This is a genomic window from Pseudonocardia sp. WMMC193, assembly GCF_021728735.1.
Lineage (GTDB): Bacteria > Actinomycetota > Actinomycetes > Mycobacteriales > Pseudonocardiaceae > Pseudonocardia > Pseudonocardia oroxyli.
On record NZ_JAKKDO010000003.1, the window covers coordinates 5,430,531 to 5,444,600 of the forward strand.

At 68.7% G+C, this 14,070-nt stretch carries 21 protein-coding genes; 11 read left to right on the top strand and 10 right to left on the bottom strand.

What is annotated here, in order from left to right; genetic code table 11:
- Positions 1-9: 9 nt before the first annotated feature.
- Positions 10-270, bottom strand: coding sequence for a hypothetical protein (locus L3X23_RS27900; protein WP_237195786.1), 261 nt, complete (start codon positions 268-270; stop codon positions 10-12).
- Positions 271-331: 61 nt separating this feature from the next.
- Here L3X23_RS27900 and L3X23_RS27905 point away from each other — a divergent pair, with 61 nt between their 5' ends.
- The 5 genes from L3X23_RS27905 to L3X23_RS27925 all read left to right on the top strand — a co-directional run bounded on the left by L3X23_RS27905 (position 332) and on the right by L3X23_RS27925 (position 3,786).
- The gene (locus L3X23_RS27905; protein ID WP_237195788.1) at positions 332-592 is read left to right on the top strand and encodes a hypothetical protein; all 261 of its coding nucleotides are present in this window, start codon (positions 332-334) and stop codon (positions 590-592) included.
- Between the two features lie 260 nt (positions 593-852).
- On the top strand, positions 853-1,386 hold the full coding sequence (locus L3X23_RS27910; RefSeq protein WP_237195790.1) for an Rv3235 family protein: 534 nt from the start codon (positions 853-855) through the stop codon (positions 1,384-1,386).
- Positions 1,387-1,665: 279 nt separating this feature from the next.
- On the top strand, positions 1,666-1,893 hold the full coding sequence (locus tag L3X23_RS27915) for a hypothetical protein (protein ID WP_237195792.1): 228 nt from the start codon (positions 1,666-1,668) through the stop codon (positions 1,891-1,893).
- Between the two features lie 132 nt (positions 1,894-2,025).
- The gene (locus L3X23_RS27920) at positions 2,026-2,232 is read left to right on the top strand and encodes a hypothetical protein (RefSeq protein WP_237195794.1); all 207 of its coding nucleotides are present in this window, start codon (positions 2,026-2,028) and stop codon (positions 2,230-2,232) included.
- Between the two features lie 405 nt (positions 2,233-2,637).
- Positions 2,638-3,786: a DUF932 domain-containing protein gene (locus tag L3X23_RS27925; protein WP_237195796.1), complete on the top strand. Its 1,149-nt coding sequence runs from the start codon at positions 2,638-2,640 to the stop codon at positions 3,784-3,786.
- Between the two features lie 605 nt (positions 3,787-4,391).
- On the opposite strand, the gene L3X23_RS27930 is transcribed toward L3X23_RS27925, so the two are convergent.
- The 5 genes from L3X23_RS27930 to L3X23_RS27950 all read right to left on the bottom strand — a co-directional run bounded on the left by L3X23_RS27930 (position 4,392) and on the right by L3X23_RS27950 (position 8,097).
- Positions 4,392-4,721, bottom strand: a complete 330-nt coding sequence (locus tag L3X23_RS27930; protein WP_237195798.1) for a hypothetical protein — start codon at positions 4,719-4,721, stop codon at positions 4,392-4,394.
- A gap of 242 nt (positions 4,722-4,963) precedes the next feature.
- Entirely contained in the window at positions 4,964-6,373 is a 1,410-nt protein-coding gene (locus L3X23_RS27935; RefSeq protein WP_237195269.1) for an IS1380 family transposase, read from the bottom strand.
- Between the two features lie 315 nt (positions 6,374-6,688).
- Entirely contained in the window at positions 6,689-6,919 is a 231-nt protein-coding gene (locus L3X23_RS27940) for a hypothetical protein (protein ID WP_237195799.1), read from the bottom strand.
- 96 nt (positions 6,920-7,015) lie between these two features.
- Positions 7,016-7,387: a GNAT family N-acetyltransferase gene (locus L3X23_RS27945; RefSeq protein WP_237195801.1), complete on the bottom strand. Its 372-nt coding sequence runs from the start codon at positions 7,385-7,387 to the stop codon at positions 7,016-7,018.
- Positions 7,388-7,509: 122 nt separating this feature from the next.
- Entirely contained in the window at positions 7,510-8,097 is a 588-nt protein-coding gene (locus tag L3X23_RS27950) for a Panacea domain-containing protein (RefSeq protein WP_237195803.1), read from the bottom strand.
- Between the two features lie 549 nt (positions 8,098-8,646).
- On the opposite strand from L3X23_RS27950, the gene L3X23_RS27955 reads away from it, so the two are divergent.
- Positions 8,647-8,850 carry a helix-turn-helix domain-containing protein gene (locus L3X23_RS27955; RefSeq protein WP_237195805.1) on the top strand — a complete coding sequence of 68 codons (204 nt, stop codon included), beginning with the start codon at positions 8,647-8,649 and terminating at the stop codon, positions 8,848-8,850.
- Positions 8,834-9,097: a hypothetical protein gene (locus L3X23_RS27960; protein WP_237195807.1), complete on the top strand. Its 264-nt coding sequence runs from the start codon at positions 8,834-8,836 to the stop codon at positions 9,095-9,097. The genes L3X23_RS27955 and L3X23_RS27960 overlap by 17 nt, the downstream gene beginning before the upstream one ends.
- 132 nt (positions 9,098-9,229) lie before the next feature.
- On the opposite strand, the gene L3X23_RS27965 is transcribed toward L3X23_RS27960, so the two are convergent.
- The 4 genes from L3X23_RS27965 to L3X23_RS27980 all read right to left on the bottom strand — a co-directional run bounded on the left by L3X23_RS27965 (position 9,230) and on the right by L3X23_RS27980 (position 11,169).
- On the bottom strand, positions 9,230-9,544 hold the full coding sequence (locus L3X23_RS27965; RefSeq protein WP_237195809.1) for a DUF2510 domain-containing protein: 315 nt from the start codon (positions 9,542-9,544) through the stop codon (positions 9,230-9,232).
- A gap of 30 nt (positions 9,545-9,574) precedes the next feature.
- On the bottom strand, positions 9,575-10,288 hold the full coding sequence (locus L3X23_RS27970) for a hypothetical protein (RefSeq protein ID WP_237195810.1): 714 nt from the start codon (positions 10,286-10,288) through the stop codon (positions 9,575-9,577).
- Positions 10,289-10,536: 248 nt separating this feature from the next.
- Entirely contained in the window at positions 10,537-10,821 is a 285-nt protein-coding gene (locus L3X23_RS27975; RefSeq protein ID WP_237195811.1) for a hypothetical protein, read from the bottom strand.
- A 9-nt stretch (positions 10,822-10,830) separates the two neighbouring features.
- Positions 10,831-11,169, bottom strand: coding sequence for a hypothetical protein (locus tag L3X23_RS27980; protein WP_237195813.1), 339 nt, complete (start codon positions 11,167-11,169; stop codon positions 10,831-10,833).
- Between the two features lie 731 nt (positions 11,170-11,900).
- Here L3X23_RS27980 and L3X23_RS27985 point away from each other — a divergent pair.
- The 4 genes from L3X23_RS27985 (at position 11,901) to L3X23_RS28000 (ending at position 14,065) form a co-directional block, all read left to right on the top strand.
- Positions 11,901-12,380 (top strand): hypothetical protein, encoded by a 480-nt coding sequence (locus L3X23_RS27985; RefSeq protein ID WP_237195815.1) that lies wholly within the window; start codon positions 11,901-11,903, stop codon positions 12,378-12,380.
- A gap of 383 nt (positions 12,381-12,763) precedes the next feature.
- Entirely contained in the window at positions 12,764-12,940 is a 177-nt protein-coding gene (locus L3X23_RS27990; RefSeq protein ID WP_237195818.1) for a hypothetical protein, read from the top strand.
- Positions 12,941-13,300: 360 nt separating this feature from the next.
- Positions 13,301-13,444 carry a hypothetical protein gene (locus L3X23_RS27995; RefSeq protein ID WP_237195820.1) on the top strand — a complete coding sequence of 48 codons (144 nt, stop codon included), beginning with the start codon at positions 13,301-13,303 and terminating at the stop codon, positions 13,442-13,444.
- A gap of 54 nt (positions 13,445-13,498) precedes the next feature.
- Positions 13,499-14,065, top strand: coding sequence for a hypothetical protein (locus L3X23_RS28000; protein WP_237195822.1), 567 nt, complete (start codon positions 13,499-13,501; stop codon positions 14,063-14,065).
- The last annotated feature ends 5 nt before the right edge of the window (positions 14,066-14,070 follow it).

Sequence of the window (14,070 nt, forward strand, 5' to 3'; positions counted from 1 at the left end):
CCGTCGGTCTCAGGGCCGGTCGTCGCGCTGAATGTAGGGCCGCGCGAGTCCGTGAGCCGTACCGAACGGGATGCCGGTCACCTCGCCCAGCTTCGGCCACGAGAGGTTCTCTCGTTCATAGAGCGCAGCGATCAGACGGCCTACGCGCTCGCGCGCCGCATCCCGGTCCTCGTCCGCGAGCTGGACGGCCCGGATCAACTCCGCCTCCGACAACTCGTCTGCTCCGCGGGTCAGCAGAGCCGCCAGCTCCGCCAGCCGTTCCGGATTCACGAGTCGAGTCTTTGCCGTGCTAGCTTTCGAGTAGTCGAAAGGTCACCGGGAAGGGAGCGCGATGGCAGCCGTTCGTGAGCGGGTTTACGCAGTGCATTCGGTCAAGCCCGACGAGCTCGGCGCCGTCGAGGTCGTCTATCCGACTGTCGACCAAGCCCTCGCCTACGCGGCTGATCGCTCCCGCGACGAGCGCGTCCTGTCCACATCGGTCACGGAGTACACGATGGGGAGCCTCGGGTCGCGCCGCCCGGTGACATGGTTCGTCGAGGGAGTGGAGCAGCCTCCCAAGTTCGACCGATCTCGGATCTACCCGGCAGGTTGACCCGGGGTCCGCCGGTCCCGCCGCTAGATGGCGGGAGTCCGCGACTCGATCGTCGATGCGGCCGCCGGCGGCTCACACTCCCGCGCCCGCGCCTCGCCGCAATGCCCTCCGCTGCGCTCCGGCCGCTGCGCGGTCGCCTTCGGCGAGCGTGCAGCTCGGCTGACCGGGCTCGGGTGCCCGCCGTTCGCCGGCGGCCCTCATTCGACGCCGTACGCCGGCCTCTCGCACCCAGCGAGTGGGCGTCGAGGACGGACGAGTCCATGTCGGCCAGCTACCGCGTCTCCCACGACCGCTCCAGCGGCTACAGCTTCACCCTGACCGGCGTTTCCGAGGAAACGGACATCCTGCACCGCTGCCCGACCTGCGGACACGCAGCTGAACCGCTAGAGCGGGAGGTCGACCCGAACTACCAGGGTCCGCTCGTGCCGGACGTCGTCCCCGACCGTGACGCGCAGAGCGCGGCGCGAGTCGGGGTGCAGGTCCTTCTGGAGACCGCGCAGGGGCGACGCAGCCCCGCGGCCGCGGCCCGCGTCGCGGCCCCCACGGTGGTTCGCTACGTCAAAGCACTCAGGCCAGCGCTGCGTACCGTTCCGGGAGTCCGGATCGATCGCTGGCACGCTGCGCAGCCTCACAAGTGGACAGTCGAGGCGAACGGCCTCGTCACCTTCGGCCGCCCTCGCGCTCTGGCCGCTCGCTTCGAGCCGGACGCCGCAGGTCGCTGGACGTGTGTGGCGTTCCGCATCATCGACGGTGGGGCGGCGCCGATGGCAGCGTCGCTGCAGAGAGCCGCGTAGCCGATTCAGGCGGATCGGCCCTTCTGTCGCTGACCTCGGGCGTCCATCGCCGTGGAGAGGCATGAAACCGCCCGAGGGCAGCACCTCCCGCACGCGGCGAGCCGCCGATGAACCCGGCCCGAGCCCGACACGGGTGAGACGAGCCACTGGCGGGGTCGCTGACGCGATCACACCCGGTCCGGCGAGCCGGAACCCCCGCCGGTCCCTACGGGACACCGTGCGGCCCGCGCTGGAGCGAGCCCGCGATTCCAGCACAACTCCACAGCGAAGGAGCACCAGATGGCCGAGAAGACCGTAGCGACCCTCGACGAATCCGGCCTCGACCTGAGCCCGGGCACGATCCTGGACGTCGGCGACGCCTGCGACCAGGGCTTCAGCACCGACATGCGTCGGGGGCGCTGGGACGTGGGCGAGCTCATCGCCTGCCCGGACTGCGGGCAGGAGCACCAGATCGTCTCCGTCACGCCGATCGACATCGCCCACAACATCCGCATCGTCAAGGCCTGAACCCCTTCGGCAGCGTCGAGGGCCCCGCACCGGGGCCCTCGACGCGTGTCTCGGAGACGTGAGCGCGAGCACCCGGACGGGGGTCTGCGTGGCAGCCGCGAACCGCCGAGTCTGCGACGTAGCGTTCAGTGCGTGACGGACAGCGCGAACTCCGACGCCGGGGAGACCCCAGCGGCGACGGTGTTGGAGAGGATGCTCGCGGCGAAGCTCGGCGAGGACCGCGCCCACGAGTACCTGCGGACCCAATGGGTCCGCTGCGCCGACGAGATCATCACCGACCCCGGCGCAGTCGTCCCCAGGTTCGTGATCAAGCCGCCACCCATCACCGAGAACGTCTGAGCTTCGCTCAGCAAGGTCGACAGCGGGGCGGGCGCCCCATGTCCGGCTGCCGACGTTCGCCTGCAGGCGGTACCGCCGGGAGCCGCAGCAACAGCGGCGTGGTCGATCATCCCCGGCGCGTCTCGCCGGGCGGTGAGGACGTGGCGACTCTGCACCCCGGCCGTCGCTTGCCCGGTCGATGCCCTGCCAGCCCAGCCCGACCGGGTGAGATCGAGCGTGCGTTCACGGTGGTCGGCTGAGGTCTGGCGGCGATCTCACACCGGTCGGGCGAGCGCAGGGCCCCGCCCGCGCGACGCCCGGGGCGCGGGCGAGCCGCGCCTCACCACCGCGGTGAGGCCGCCCCGGGCCCGGCGATCCCCCCTCGTCGGGTTCCCGGGGCGTCCTGCCCGTCCCTCGGGAGCTGCCATGACCGCCACTGCCCTGTTGACCAGGCGCAACGCCGCCTTGCCGGAGATCGTCGAGGTTCTTCGCGCCCAGCAGGACGCCAAACTCGACGTGGTCTCCGCGGCCCACAACCTACGTATGGCCGACGGCGTGCTGCGGATAGCGGGTGCCGACCACCAACTGACTGTCGACGGGGTCACCACCCGCGATGCCGCGCTGACCCCGACGGCCTCGGCCGACGCAGACCTGGCCGCCAAACTCGACATTCCGCTGCCGTACCTGCGCCGGATGCGTCAGGTCAAACCCGACCTGTACGACCTGAACGTCAACGCCTGGTTGGAGGACCGGCCCGACCGGCGGTTCCTCGTCCGCGGGCTGCGCGACGCGGCATCGCCAGAGCCGGGCGTACTGCGCGCTGTGCTTTCTGACCAATACAGGATCGTGGATTCGTTGGACGTTATCGTAGCCGTCTTGAATGGGATCCGGCAGGCAGGTGCGCAGGTTGAGATACTGCAGGCGGATCTGACCGAGAATAACGTATTCCTGCAGATCCGGTCCACCGACGTGGAAGCGATGGCACCGGAGCTCCTGGCCGGCTACCGCAGTCCATTCACCGGCGCGCGCGGAATCGAGAACCCGATCGTCTTCGGCGGTTTCATCGTCTCGAATTCAGAAACCGGCCACGGCCGCTTCAAGATCTCCCCGCGGCTGGTGGTGCAGGTCTGCAACAACGGCATGACCATCGACAAGCACGCTCTCTCTGAGGTGCACCTCGGGGGCAAACTGGACGACGGTCGGATCCAGTGGAGCGCCGAAACCCAGGCCACCGCGCTGAAGCTCATCGGCCAGAAGACTAGCGATGCTGTCGCGGCGTTCCTCAACCCCGACTTCGTACGTGCCCAGATCCGCGAGATCACCGCTGCAGCCGGAGTTCCGATCAGTGCTCCCGTGGAGACCATCGAGCACGTCTCGAAGAAGCTCAACTTCAATCGTGCGCAGCAGGACGCGATCCTGGCGGACTTCATCTCCGGTGGAGCCTGCACCTCTGGCGGAGTGCTCCACGCCGTCACCTCCGCAGCCCAGCGCATCGAGAACGCCGACGTCGCCTACGAGATGGAACGCCACGGCCTGCGAGCGATGAGCCTCGCCGCGGCCCACGCCGGTTGCTAGACCCCTCGCGACCGGGCGGCCATGCGTTCTAGAGGCTGCCCGGCGCGTCCTCTATGCGCTTTAGAGGACCGATCACGACTGAGCCTTTGTCAACCAAATCATGCATTGGCGATCACCACCTTGGTGGACGCCACTCGAGTCTTTGCGGGCGCCCGCAAGATCTTGCCGGAGGCGGCAAAATCCCTGGTCGGCCAGCCTACTGACGCCGGTCACCTGCGCGCCCCGCAGCGACGCGGATGGATCCTTCCCACCGCAGGGAAAGTTCCGGGGTGCTATAAGTCGAGGCCCTGAGGGTCACAACTTGGAATTCAGGGGTTGACCGAGGAGTCCACCGAGTTGCTGCCGGTGACTTGGTGAACCCGCGGATTAGGTATCCGAGGGGGCCTGTGCCCTGGCTGTTCAGAGGTGGTGTGGTCACACACTGGTCACCAGCAACAAGACCGGTTCGTAGCTGCATCTTTGGTGCGAGAGGATCGGCTCATGCTCGCCTTCGTCGAACGCAACGGCCGGCCCGAGGCGACAACGCCGAGTACGTCGCGCCTGCTCCGTCAAGATGGCGCTGCGGCGAGTATCGCCGCCGTAAGTAAGCTGCCTGGCGCTGCTGCCTACTCGGCATCGGGGTCAGCGTCTTTGACGAGTTCGGGCCGTCCGTAGCTGGTCCGTTCCCACACACGGTTCTCGGAGTCTGTGAAGCGGAACGTGATGTCGAAACCGCCGACGCCGAGCCTGTGGCTTGCACCATTGGGGTCAACGAATTCGCCGCGGACATGGCTGGCATCGCCGGGGAGCAGGAAGTTGCGCTGGAACGGACGCGTGGTTGTCCATGTCCAGTCCGGGTGCTCGTCGTAGACCACCGTGATGATCCGGAGTGCCCGTATCGGTGTGACAGCGTGGTTGTGGAACTCCAGCACGCCGCCGGTGGGTTCGACGAGCACGAGCGAGGCTTGTCCTCGGGCCACCTCGACCCGATCTTTTCGTCCTCGGTGGGCGTCGCCGAGAGCGATTCCTAGCCCAGATCTTTCGTCCCGTGGCCTTGGCTTGATCAACACCGGTGCTGGTCGGTGTGATGTGGTGGATTCTGCCCTCGGGGTATGACAGTTCGGCCGAGGTCGCTCGGGTGGGCGCCGGTTCCACTGGTCCGGTCGGGTTCTCGGTCGTAGTGTCGGTGAGGGAGTGCTCAGCCGGGGACGGCGAGCGTGTGCAGCGCGGTGAGGCCGTCGCGGAGCAGCCCGGCCCAGGGTGCGTGCGCGGGCAGGTGGAGCACGGTCCGGCGGGCGTGGCGGGCTCGCTGGGCGGGGATGGAGAACAGCCGTAGGCGCAGGCGTTTCGGTTCCCAGCGCCGCGCGGGGTGGTCGGTGTAGGCGAGCATCTGCGCCCAGGCGGTGATCTCGCAGGCGAGCGCGACCACGGCTTGCCAGATGCGGTTCTGGTCCAACTCGTGCAGCGGCAGGTTGGTCAGCCCGGTGTCCTTCGCCGCGCGGATGCGGTCCTCGACGCGGGCGCGGCGACGGTGCCGTAGTTCGAGGTCGGCGAGCTGGCGACCCGGGCCGCCGGGTCGGGTGTTGGTGGCGAAAGCGGTGTAGCGCAACCCGTCCTGGTCGGTGATCCGCAGCTGGGCGCCCGGGTGCGGCCGCTCCCGGCGGACGATCACCCGCATGCCGTCGGGCCAGGACGCCAGGTTCATCAGCCCGGTGGCCTCGATGACCCAGGCGCCGGGGCGGGGCTCGCGGTCGGCGTCCAGCGCGGTCTGCCAGTCGTCGGCGGGGAGCGCGGCGAGCTGGTCGACCAGGGCCTGGGTCAGTCCGAACCCGACCGAGTAGGACAACCGCTGCCCGTGCAGCCAGTCCAGCAGCTCGTGCGAGGCGCCGGCGCCGTCCACGCGGATGAGGACCTTGCGACCGGGCCGGTTGCCGGGCCTGTGATCGGGGAGCTGGCGCAGCGCGGACCGGATGACGGTGATGTGGTCGGCGGCGGTGTTCGATCCGGCGTTGCCCGGGCGCAGCAGCGCGGCCAGCGGCTCACCGGTGCCCGCGGCGCCATGATCGGCGAAGGCCCACAACGGGTGGTGACCGAAGCCCTTCTTGAACGTCGGCGCGGCGCCCTGCTTGTCGGAGTGGGCGGTCACCAGGGTGGCGTCCACGTCGATGACCAGCGGATTCGCCATGTCGGTGTCGTGATCGGGAGCCGCGTCCCCGGCCAGTGCCCAGGCCTGGGCCCGTGCTGCAGCGCGAGCGGTGTCGATCGCCGCCGACACCGCGGCAGCGTCGGCGGCGAGGCGGTCGATGGTGCGTGACACCGTCGGATCCGAGGCCACCGACCCGAACAGGGCGGGCTCGGCGCGCAGCAACGCGATGTCGGACAGGCAGTCCCCGCCCACGGCCAGCGTCAGCGCGAGGTCGAGCAGGACCTTCGCCGGGTCGTGGACCGCCAACCGCGGCCGCCACGGCCCCAACGCCCCCGACAGTCCTCGGTCGAGTCCGACCTTGGCGATGGTCTCGGTGAGCAGCCTCGTCCCGGCATGAGACACCACCGTCGTCGCGGCCGTGTCGAGGTCCGGGCACGGGTAGAACCCGATAGTCTTCTTCACCTGGAGGGTGCTCCTGCTCTTGGGCCGATGGAGACTTCAGCAATCCCCATTCTCCCTGCTCAGAGGCACCCTCCAGCCTTCTGACACGCCACATCCGGCGAACCACGATGAAAGCCCCGGGCTAGGGCGACGACGACCGCGGCGGCCGTGAACAAGGCCCCGCCGACTTGGCCCCACGCCGCGAGCTGGTCTGCCCAGTTCGGAGGGTCAGGTAGGACTGGCAGCGCAACAGCGATCACTGGCATGTGATCGTTCGGCTTGTCGAGGTTGTTAGAGCACGGAGCGCCGCGATGCGTGCAGTCAGCCGTTCCCCGACTACCGGTCGAGGACCCGCTCCAGGCCGCGGCGAGCTCGGGCGACGTCGTCGGCCTGCCCGCTGTCGAGCGCGTCGAGGAGCTTCCGGGACCAGACGCGGCAGCGGAACTCGTCGTCAAGCTCGTACAGGATGCGAGCTGCGGCGCGCTTCCGGTGGTCTGCGGTGGTGCTGAGCCCACCGTGGCCGCGGAGGATCGCGGCGGCTTGGTGCAGGTCGAGTGGTTCGGGCATGGCTGTCCCCCGTCGTGGTCGTTCATGGTGGGCGACCGCGGGGGAAGCGCGGCGGGGTCCAGCGTATGTCAGAACCCCTGTTCCGAGTGCAAGCCCTCAGCCGGCAGGGATCTTGTGGATGAGCGCTGCGAGCCGCATCGTGTTCGGGATCCGCTTCATGGCCAGCTTCTCGTAGAACGGCACTAAACCCTCGTCAGCGGCGTCGAGCACAAGCAACGGCATTCGGACTGCCGTGTGTGCCACCAGCGCCTCCTCCACCGCGCGAAAGAACAGACGGGCTCCGTGCCCCTGCCCCTGGTACTGCTCAGCGACCCCCATCTGTGCCAGCAGAATCGCCGGGGCCAGACCCTCAGCGTTCCCCGTGCGCCTCAACCGGCTCGGGGCAGCCGAGACGTTAGCGATGACCGTGCGGAGTGCGAAGAACGCGACGACCGCGCCGTTCGCATCAACGCAGACGTGGGTCGACACCTCGTGAGCGTTCGCAAGGGCCTTATCGCGAAACCAACTGTCGACAGACTCACGCCCCGAAACGAAGTTTCCGGTGTCGTGGTGTGCAGCGAGTGGCTCGACCCCGACCCATGGAGGCTCGATCAACGCTCGGAGTACTCCGCGAACCGCTCGGCGAACCGCTCGGCGTCGTCCTCGTCGAGGAAGTCGTCAGGCATGATCACGACATTGCTGTGGAACACGCGCTCTACCGCGGGCACCAGCTCACGGAAGTACGCAGTCATCGCCTCGTCGGGGATGCGCTTCCGGAACGCTCCCGGGACGTAGTGATCCCGCCAAGGGGTCTGATCGTGAGTCAGCCGCCAGAGCTGAGACGCCGAGTGGTCCTGGTAGCGGGACCACACATCATCCAGGAATTCCGCGACGTCTTGCGGCAGATCGACATGAGCGATCGAGACGTCGTCGCGCGCGGCGATGATCTGCTTGCTACCGGCGTGGCGCTTCCAGACTCGGTGGACTGCAGGCCCGTTGTCGTAGGCCTCGATATCCGCAGCGAACAGCCGGCGGCCGGTTGAGGCAAGGTAGTTGGCCTGGGCTAGGTAGAGAAGCTTGGCCAGCTTCAGCGGGGTTACGTCGGGCTCAGGCCGTCGCGCGTCCTGCTCAAGGAGGTAGTCCGCGACGTCCAACACGTCGACGTCGTGGGTGAACACAGGCTCAGCGATGTCTGTCACGGGGTTACTCCTTCCGATGTCCAGGCGAATGTCGCACATCGCACCGACAGTTCGCGAAGTCAATCACTCGATCGGCTCACTGTTCACAACGTTCTGACATGCAGCTTCGTTACCGGAGAAGGTGTGACGGCCTTCGCACGGTGTTGCAGTCGTCCAGCCCTGTAACGGTCTCGCTGCCCTCCTCGAAGCCGTCATCGACCTGGTGGGCAGAGGTAGAGGCGCCAGTCGGCGGGTGCGTCTGGGTCGGTGACCACCTCGCCGTCGAGTCGGACGAAGTTACCCCGCAGGTGTTCACGGGCCCGGGCCTCGGACAGCCGCAGCGTCAGGCGCTCCAGGATCGTTGTTGGGCCGGTCTCTCGTCGTCTGGCACGTCCGGGGACGGTAGCCGTGGGCACCGACGGTTTCGGCCTGCGTCGCTCGGCGCGGCGGAGGGACCTGCTCTGTCCCGGACACGCGACTGATCGCGATTGCACCGTTACTCCAGCCAACGTCTGACTACGCCAGACCACGGGAGACCACGGGAGCGGCATGGGACGCGCGGTGTCGGTAGTGCCAGCGGCAGCGACGGTGAACGAGGTCGCGCTGCGGCTGAGGATCAGCCCGGAGTCGATCCGTCGGGGTGTCGCCTCGGGGACGGTGCGGGCCTTGCGCTTCGGGCGGGCGGTGCGGATCCCGGAGGTCGAGATCGAGGGGCTCCTCGTCGAGGGGTTCGCGTCGAGCGCCGGGATGACGCGTCGTGACCACCACCGTTGAGCTGCGCCAGCGCGCGTTGCTCGACCAGCTCGACGCTGCGAGCGAGACGACCCGCGCTCACCTGGTTGCGCTCGCGGACGATCTGGGCGGCTCGGAGCCCGCGTACTCGACGCGCAGGTCCACCAGGATGCTGGACGCCGTCGAGAAGGCGGTCGCCGCCGACCCTGTCTACGGCGATGCCGCGCACATGATCAAGTTCGAGGCCTCGGTCGTGGGTAGCCGCACCAGGCCTCCTCGCCGCCGCTAACCTCTACGCGGCCGCCGCGGAGGTGGCACCGCAGAACCGGCCCAGACCGCCCGGGACTGCACTCGGCCCCGGCCCCGCCGAGCAGGTGGCGTCGGGGCCGAGATCCTGTCATCGCAATTGCGTCCGCCCTGGTTACGGCCTGATCTGTCCTGGGGCGGTGTGCTCGGTCCACCGGTACGAGTCCCACCAGCGGACAACACCCTGAGGGTCCGGGTACCAGCCCGGCGGTGGGCCCTGCGGCGGCGGTGCCGCGAGTTCATGGCGCTGGACGTAGGCGTCGACATGGTGCACGTGGGCTTGCGCGATGTGGTTGGACTGGTTATTCAGCATGCGGGCGTTCTGCGCGACAGCGGCCCTGGTGGCGTTGCGGGTCTGCCGGGTGTACTTCGCGATCCGTTCCTTGTCGGAGCGGTAGTCGACCAGCCCGAGGGTGCTGAGAGAGGTCATCTTGCGGAACAGCCCCATGAGTCGGCCCGTTCAGCCGATCTGCCCGGTGAAGAACATGGGCTCGTTGAAACTGTCAGTCACCGCGATCTGCAACGGGCCGGTCGTCCCCTTGGTCACCTTGAAGCGGAACGGGACCTGGAGCGACTGCCCAGGGGCGATCTGCTGGGTGGCGAACGACGCTTGGCTGTAGATCTCGGTGGCAGGCGCGCCTGCGACGGTGGCGTCGATCAGGATCAGGGAGGCGCCGACGGCGGCCTTCGTGCCGTTCGTGATCGTCACGGTCGATTCGTAGCCCTGCTCGCCGGCGGCGATGTCGAACTGGTTGTCCGACTTCCACGGCGCTGGGACAGAGGCGGACAGGGCCAGACCGGACTGGTAGGTGAGGGTCTCCCCGAGGTTCGCGGTACCGCCCTGGCGGGCCGAGTCGACCGCCGACACCGCCCCGCCGAGCATCGCCATGCAGCCGCCGATCATCAGGATCGGGAGCAGCGCGAGCGCACCGACGATCCACGGCCACTTCTTCCGCTTCTTCGGCGGCAGCGACACCGGCACGTTCGTGGGGTGCTGCGGGCGCTGCTGCTGCGGAACGAAGCCGAAATCCTGGCTCGGCTGCTGGGGCGCCCACTGCTGGCCGTACTGCTGCGGCTGGGCCTGCTGACGGTACGGGCCGGGCTGCTGCTGGCCGTAGGGGTTGTGGCCGCCGGACGGCTGTCCGCCGCGCTGTTGGTTGCCCGGGTACGTCATTGGGGGAGGCTCCGTTCGATCGTCTGCTCTCCCCATCGCTCGCAGTAGGCGCGCGCTTACAACGTGAATGAGCGGTTCATCAGAATTGCGTACGACTGGCGGTCACAGGTTGAGAACGGGCTTCCAGCCGTGCTCCAGGAACGTCTCGACTCCGAAGTCGTACTCGTCCTCGTTGAGGTCTTCGAGCTATACCACGACGTGATGCCAGTCGTCGTGGGGGTCGAGGATCCACTCGACGTTGCGGACAGTCACGATCCCGTAATTCGGGTTAGCGAGAACGTCGTCTCCCTCGAGGGGGACACCGGGCAGACGAATGTTCCGGAGAGGTCAAGCTCGCGCTGCGCAGCGTTTGCCTCCTCCTCGACCTCGGTGATCTCGTCCGGTTCGCCGTGCTTCCTGGCGAGTTCCAGCAAGGCGTCTGGTAGTTGGTTCTTCACCGAGACACGGAACTGCATCAGAACGCCGGTCAGCTCCAGTCCGGGATCATCAGCCGCCACGAATGCGGCACGCGCACCTCGGGCAGCGAGGTCCATACCCGGATGCTAAAAGTCCCTCGGATTCGGGTTTCCGTTGCTGGTCGAGTTGCCGAGTACTGCCAACGCGTGACTCGCTGTGGCGTTCGCCTGCGCCGCGACCTGTGCGCTCTGTTCGCTGGCGACCTTGATGCCGAAGTAGGCGGCAGTGAGCGACGAGAGCGCGGCCAGAGCTGCCCCGGCGAGCGCTGCAACCGTGCCCGCGTTGGGGTCGGCGACGGGAGTTGCTGCTGCGCCGTTCGGCCCGGGCATCATCGGGGTTTGCAGCTGGAGCACAGCGGCGATGAGGATCCCGAGGATGATCAGAGAGACGACACAGACGACGATCAACGCGTAGCCGGGCTTCACCCATCCGCTGTCTGTGCTCGGCTCGAACTTGTAGACGACGGGTGGCGGCGCCCCTGTGCCACCCCTGGCTGGAGTCTCGGCCTGCGCTGTACCGGCGCCCTCGGCGCCTGGGGACACGTTCCCCGCGTTGTCTCCGCCCGCTGGTGGTGTCGGCTGGTTCATTCGGCGCCCTTCCTCTGCTGGATATGGGTGCGTCCTGAGTCGTGTCGTGGACGCGGACCGTTACGAGGTCTCACGGTCTGTTCCTCCGAGGTGACCGCGACCCGCGAGTGCGACCTTCTCGACGCGCGGGCGGGTGACGCTCCCCGCATGCCGACCCCGCCCTGCATGCCCCGCGAGCGTTTCGAGACGGTGGAGGCGGCGAAGCAGGAGTTGGTGTTCCGGCGCGCACTGGGGGTCCGAGGTGGACAGAGCGGCTACCCCCGGAAGCAGTGGAGTGCGACACGTGCGGCGGGGCGCACCTGCGCTGGGAGGTCGCGGAGTCTCGTGACACGCGGAGATGACGGCAGAGCAGCCAATGCCTGATCGTCAGGCCGTGACCAGCGCGTTCGCCTCGACCCCGGCTGCGGGGTGCGCTGTGCCATAGCAATCCGAATCGATGAGGCGTACGTCGGATTTGCGCCGAGACGCGGGATGCTGAGAAGGAAGCGGGCAAGTCAGGCCGCCGCTTCGGCAAGGCTTTCGCCGCAGGCGCGGACAAGGCCGGGCAGAACATCAATCTCACCAAGGGCGTGGAGCGCGAGGTCGAGCAGGCCGCGAAAGGCCTGGCGTCGGCGCGCGCCGTTGAGGCCCGCGCAGCCGGGCAGGTCGAGAAGGCCGAGGCCAGTCTCACTCGCACCCGCGACACCGCCACAAACGCTGCTGGACGGGTGGAGTCGGCGGAGGCCCGGCTCTACGAACTCCGGCAGCGCGGCGGCGCATCCACCACTCAGATCACGGCCGCTGAGCAGCGGGTCGCCTCGACCCGGACCCGGACCCGGACCCGGGCTGCTGCCGCGGCGGACCGGCTCCAGACCGCGGAGCAGCGCCTCGCCTCCCTGCGCGCCTCCGGTGGCACCGCCGAACAGATCGCTATCGCGGAGCAGCGCGTCGAGACCGCGCGGACCCGAGCCGTGAACTCGGCCGGTGCGATCACGGTTGCAGAGCAGAGGCTGGAGGAGATCCGGAGCCCGGACTCAGGCGCAGCGAACCTGATCGGCGACCGAGGGTAGAGGAGGTGCGGGGCCCGACGGAATTCTGCACCTCGCCGCCTACATCCTGTGCGGACGTCCGTGCCTGGCAGGGACGGATGATGACCGCCGGGCTGAAGCAGTCACGACGGGCTGACCATCTGACCTCCGGAGTTCGCACCGGTAAGTCGCCCAGAGGTCAGCACAGACGGGCCGGGCGAGCAGGAGATGAACCCGACCGACCCATCCCGCCGAGACCGCGACAGCCGAATGTGGACCCCGGGCGCGGCTGACATCGGGGACGCAGGTCGAGCGCTCACACCGGGATGGGCCAGCCGGAACCCCCTCCTGTCCCCTGCGGGGACCCGGCCCGCCTGCGCCGAGGCGGAGCCGCGTCTCACCAGGAGCAACCACCGGAGGTCCCGATGATCAGCTTGCCCCGCCGCACCGACTCCACCTCGACGGTCCGCATCAGCCGCATCCCCGCGCAGGGCACTGCCGCGCCGCGGCGGCGGGACCCCGACACAGGCAAGGTCCGCGGGCAGGTCTGCTCCGGCTGTCGCATCGAGCTCCCGGTCAGCGGCGACTGCGAGAACTGCTGACCGTCGGGTCGGGGCCCCGAGCGGGCCCCGAGCCGACGGTGTGACCGCTGGGCTGGACTTCGGCGCTCGGGTGCGGCTGGGACGGGTGCGGTGGTCGTGCTGCGGCCCATCGGATCTGCAGCACTCGGCATGCCTGGAGCGCCCGGAGGTCAGCACAGACGGCCGGGCAGGCGGGCAGATGAACCGGACCGACCCATCCCGGTGAGACCGCGCTGCGGTGTCGAGCTCGGCCGGCAGTTGGAGCGAAGCGGTCACACGCGGGATGGGCCAGCCCGAACCCCCTGCCCGTCCCCTGCGGGGACCCGGCCGCCTGCGCTGAGGCAAGCCGCGTTCCACCCACACCGAGCTCCGGGAGCCCCGATGATCCGCACCACGAGCACCGCCCCCACCGGCAGCAGCGCAGAGGGCGACACCGATGCGTGGCGGCGTTTCGACGATCGCGAGGCGGTCGAGGACCGCATCGCCGCCGACATCAGCGGCGCGCTCGGCGAGTCCGGCTTCTGACCCCGAGGGCGGGCCCAGCCGGGCCCGCCCTCTGAACCATCGGAGGGACCATCGATGCTCGACCCGACCGGAAAGATCAACTCGTACGGTCACCTCGACTACAGGCGCAGCTACGTGCTCCCCGCGCACGTAGTCAGCAACATTCCGCGCGACCGCAGCAACCCCGGGGGCTACGGGGCCCACGAGTACGCCCGTGGGCTCCTCGTCGAGATCGCGCTGTCCCTCGAAGCGCGTCCCGACGAAGTGCGCTACACCGACTGCGGGGCGGCCTGCTCCAGGCATCCCGTGCTGTGCCCCAACCCCACGCCCTGCCCGACCCGGACGTCGTCCCTCGCGGTGGCCTATCTGGCGTTGACCCTGCCCTGGCTCACGCCGCTGGTCGTCACGGTGAGCTGGTGGAACTCCTGGTACGACGACAGCGGTCGCCACCAGGGCTGGCACCTGACCATCGACGGAGACTCGATCTCCGAGGAGAACCGCATCTGTTCGCCCAGTCCCCTCTACACCGGGGCGCTTGTCGGGTGGCACGTACGGCGACGTGATCCGCTCTTCCATCTCGCTGGCCTCGCGGACTCACCCCGTCCCGGCGGCACGCCCTCGAACACTCATCAGGGCGGCTGACGTGA

Coding starts and splice junctions, on each gene's coding strand:
- L3X23_RS27905 (WP_237195788.1), top strand. CDS start 332: ATGGCAGCCGTTCGTGAGCGGGTTTACGCAGTGCATTCGGTCAAGCCC.
- L3X23_RS27910 (WP_237195790.1), top strand. CDS start 853: ATGTCGGCCAGCTACCGCGTCTCCCACGACCGCTCCAGCGGCTACAGC.
- L3X23_RS27915 (WP_237195792.1), top strand. CDS start 1,666: ATGGCCGAGAAGACCGTAGCGACCCTCGACGAATCCGGCCTCGACCTG.
- L3X23_RS27925 (WP_237195796.1), top strand. CDS start 2,638: ATGACCGCCACTGCCCTGTTGACCAGGCGCAACGCCGCCTTGCCGGAG.
- L3X23_RS27940 (WP_237195799.1), bottom strand. CDS start 6,919: ATGCCCGAACCACTCGACCTGCACCAAGCCGCCGCGATCCTCCGCGGC.
- L3X23_RS27965 (WP_237195809.1), bottom strand. CDS start 9,544: ATGACCTCTCTCAGCACCCTCGGGCTGGTCGACTACCGCTCCGACAAG.
- L3X23_RS27970 (WP_237195810.1), bottom strand. CDS start 10,288: ATGACGTACCCGGGCAACCAACAGCGCGGCGGACAGCCGTCCGGCGGC.
- L3X23_RS27975 (WP_237195811.1), bottom strand. CDS start 10,821: ATGGACCTCGCTGCCCGAGGTGCGCGTGCCGCATTCGTGGCGGCTGAT.
- L3X23_RS27990 (WP_237195818.1), top strand. CDS start 12,764: ATGATCAGCTTGCCCCGCCGCACCGACTCCACCTCGACGGTCCGCATC.
- L3X23_RS27995 (WP_237195820.1), top strand. CDS start 13,301: ATGATCCGCACCACGAGCACCGCCCCCACCGGCAGCAGCGCAGAGGGC.
- L3X23_RS28000 (WP_237195822.1), top strand. CDS start 13,499: ATGCTCGACCCGACCGGAAAGATCAACTCGTACGGTCACCTCGACTAC.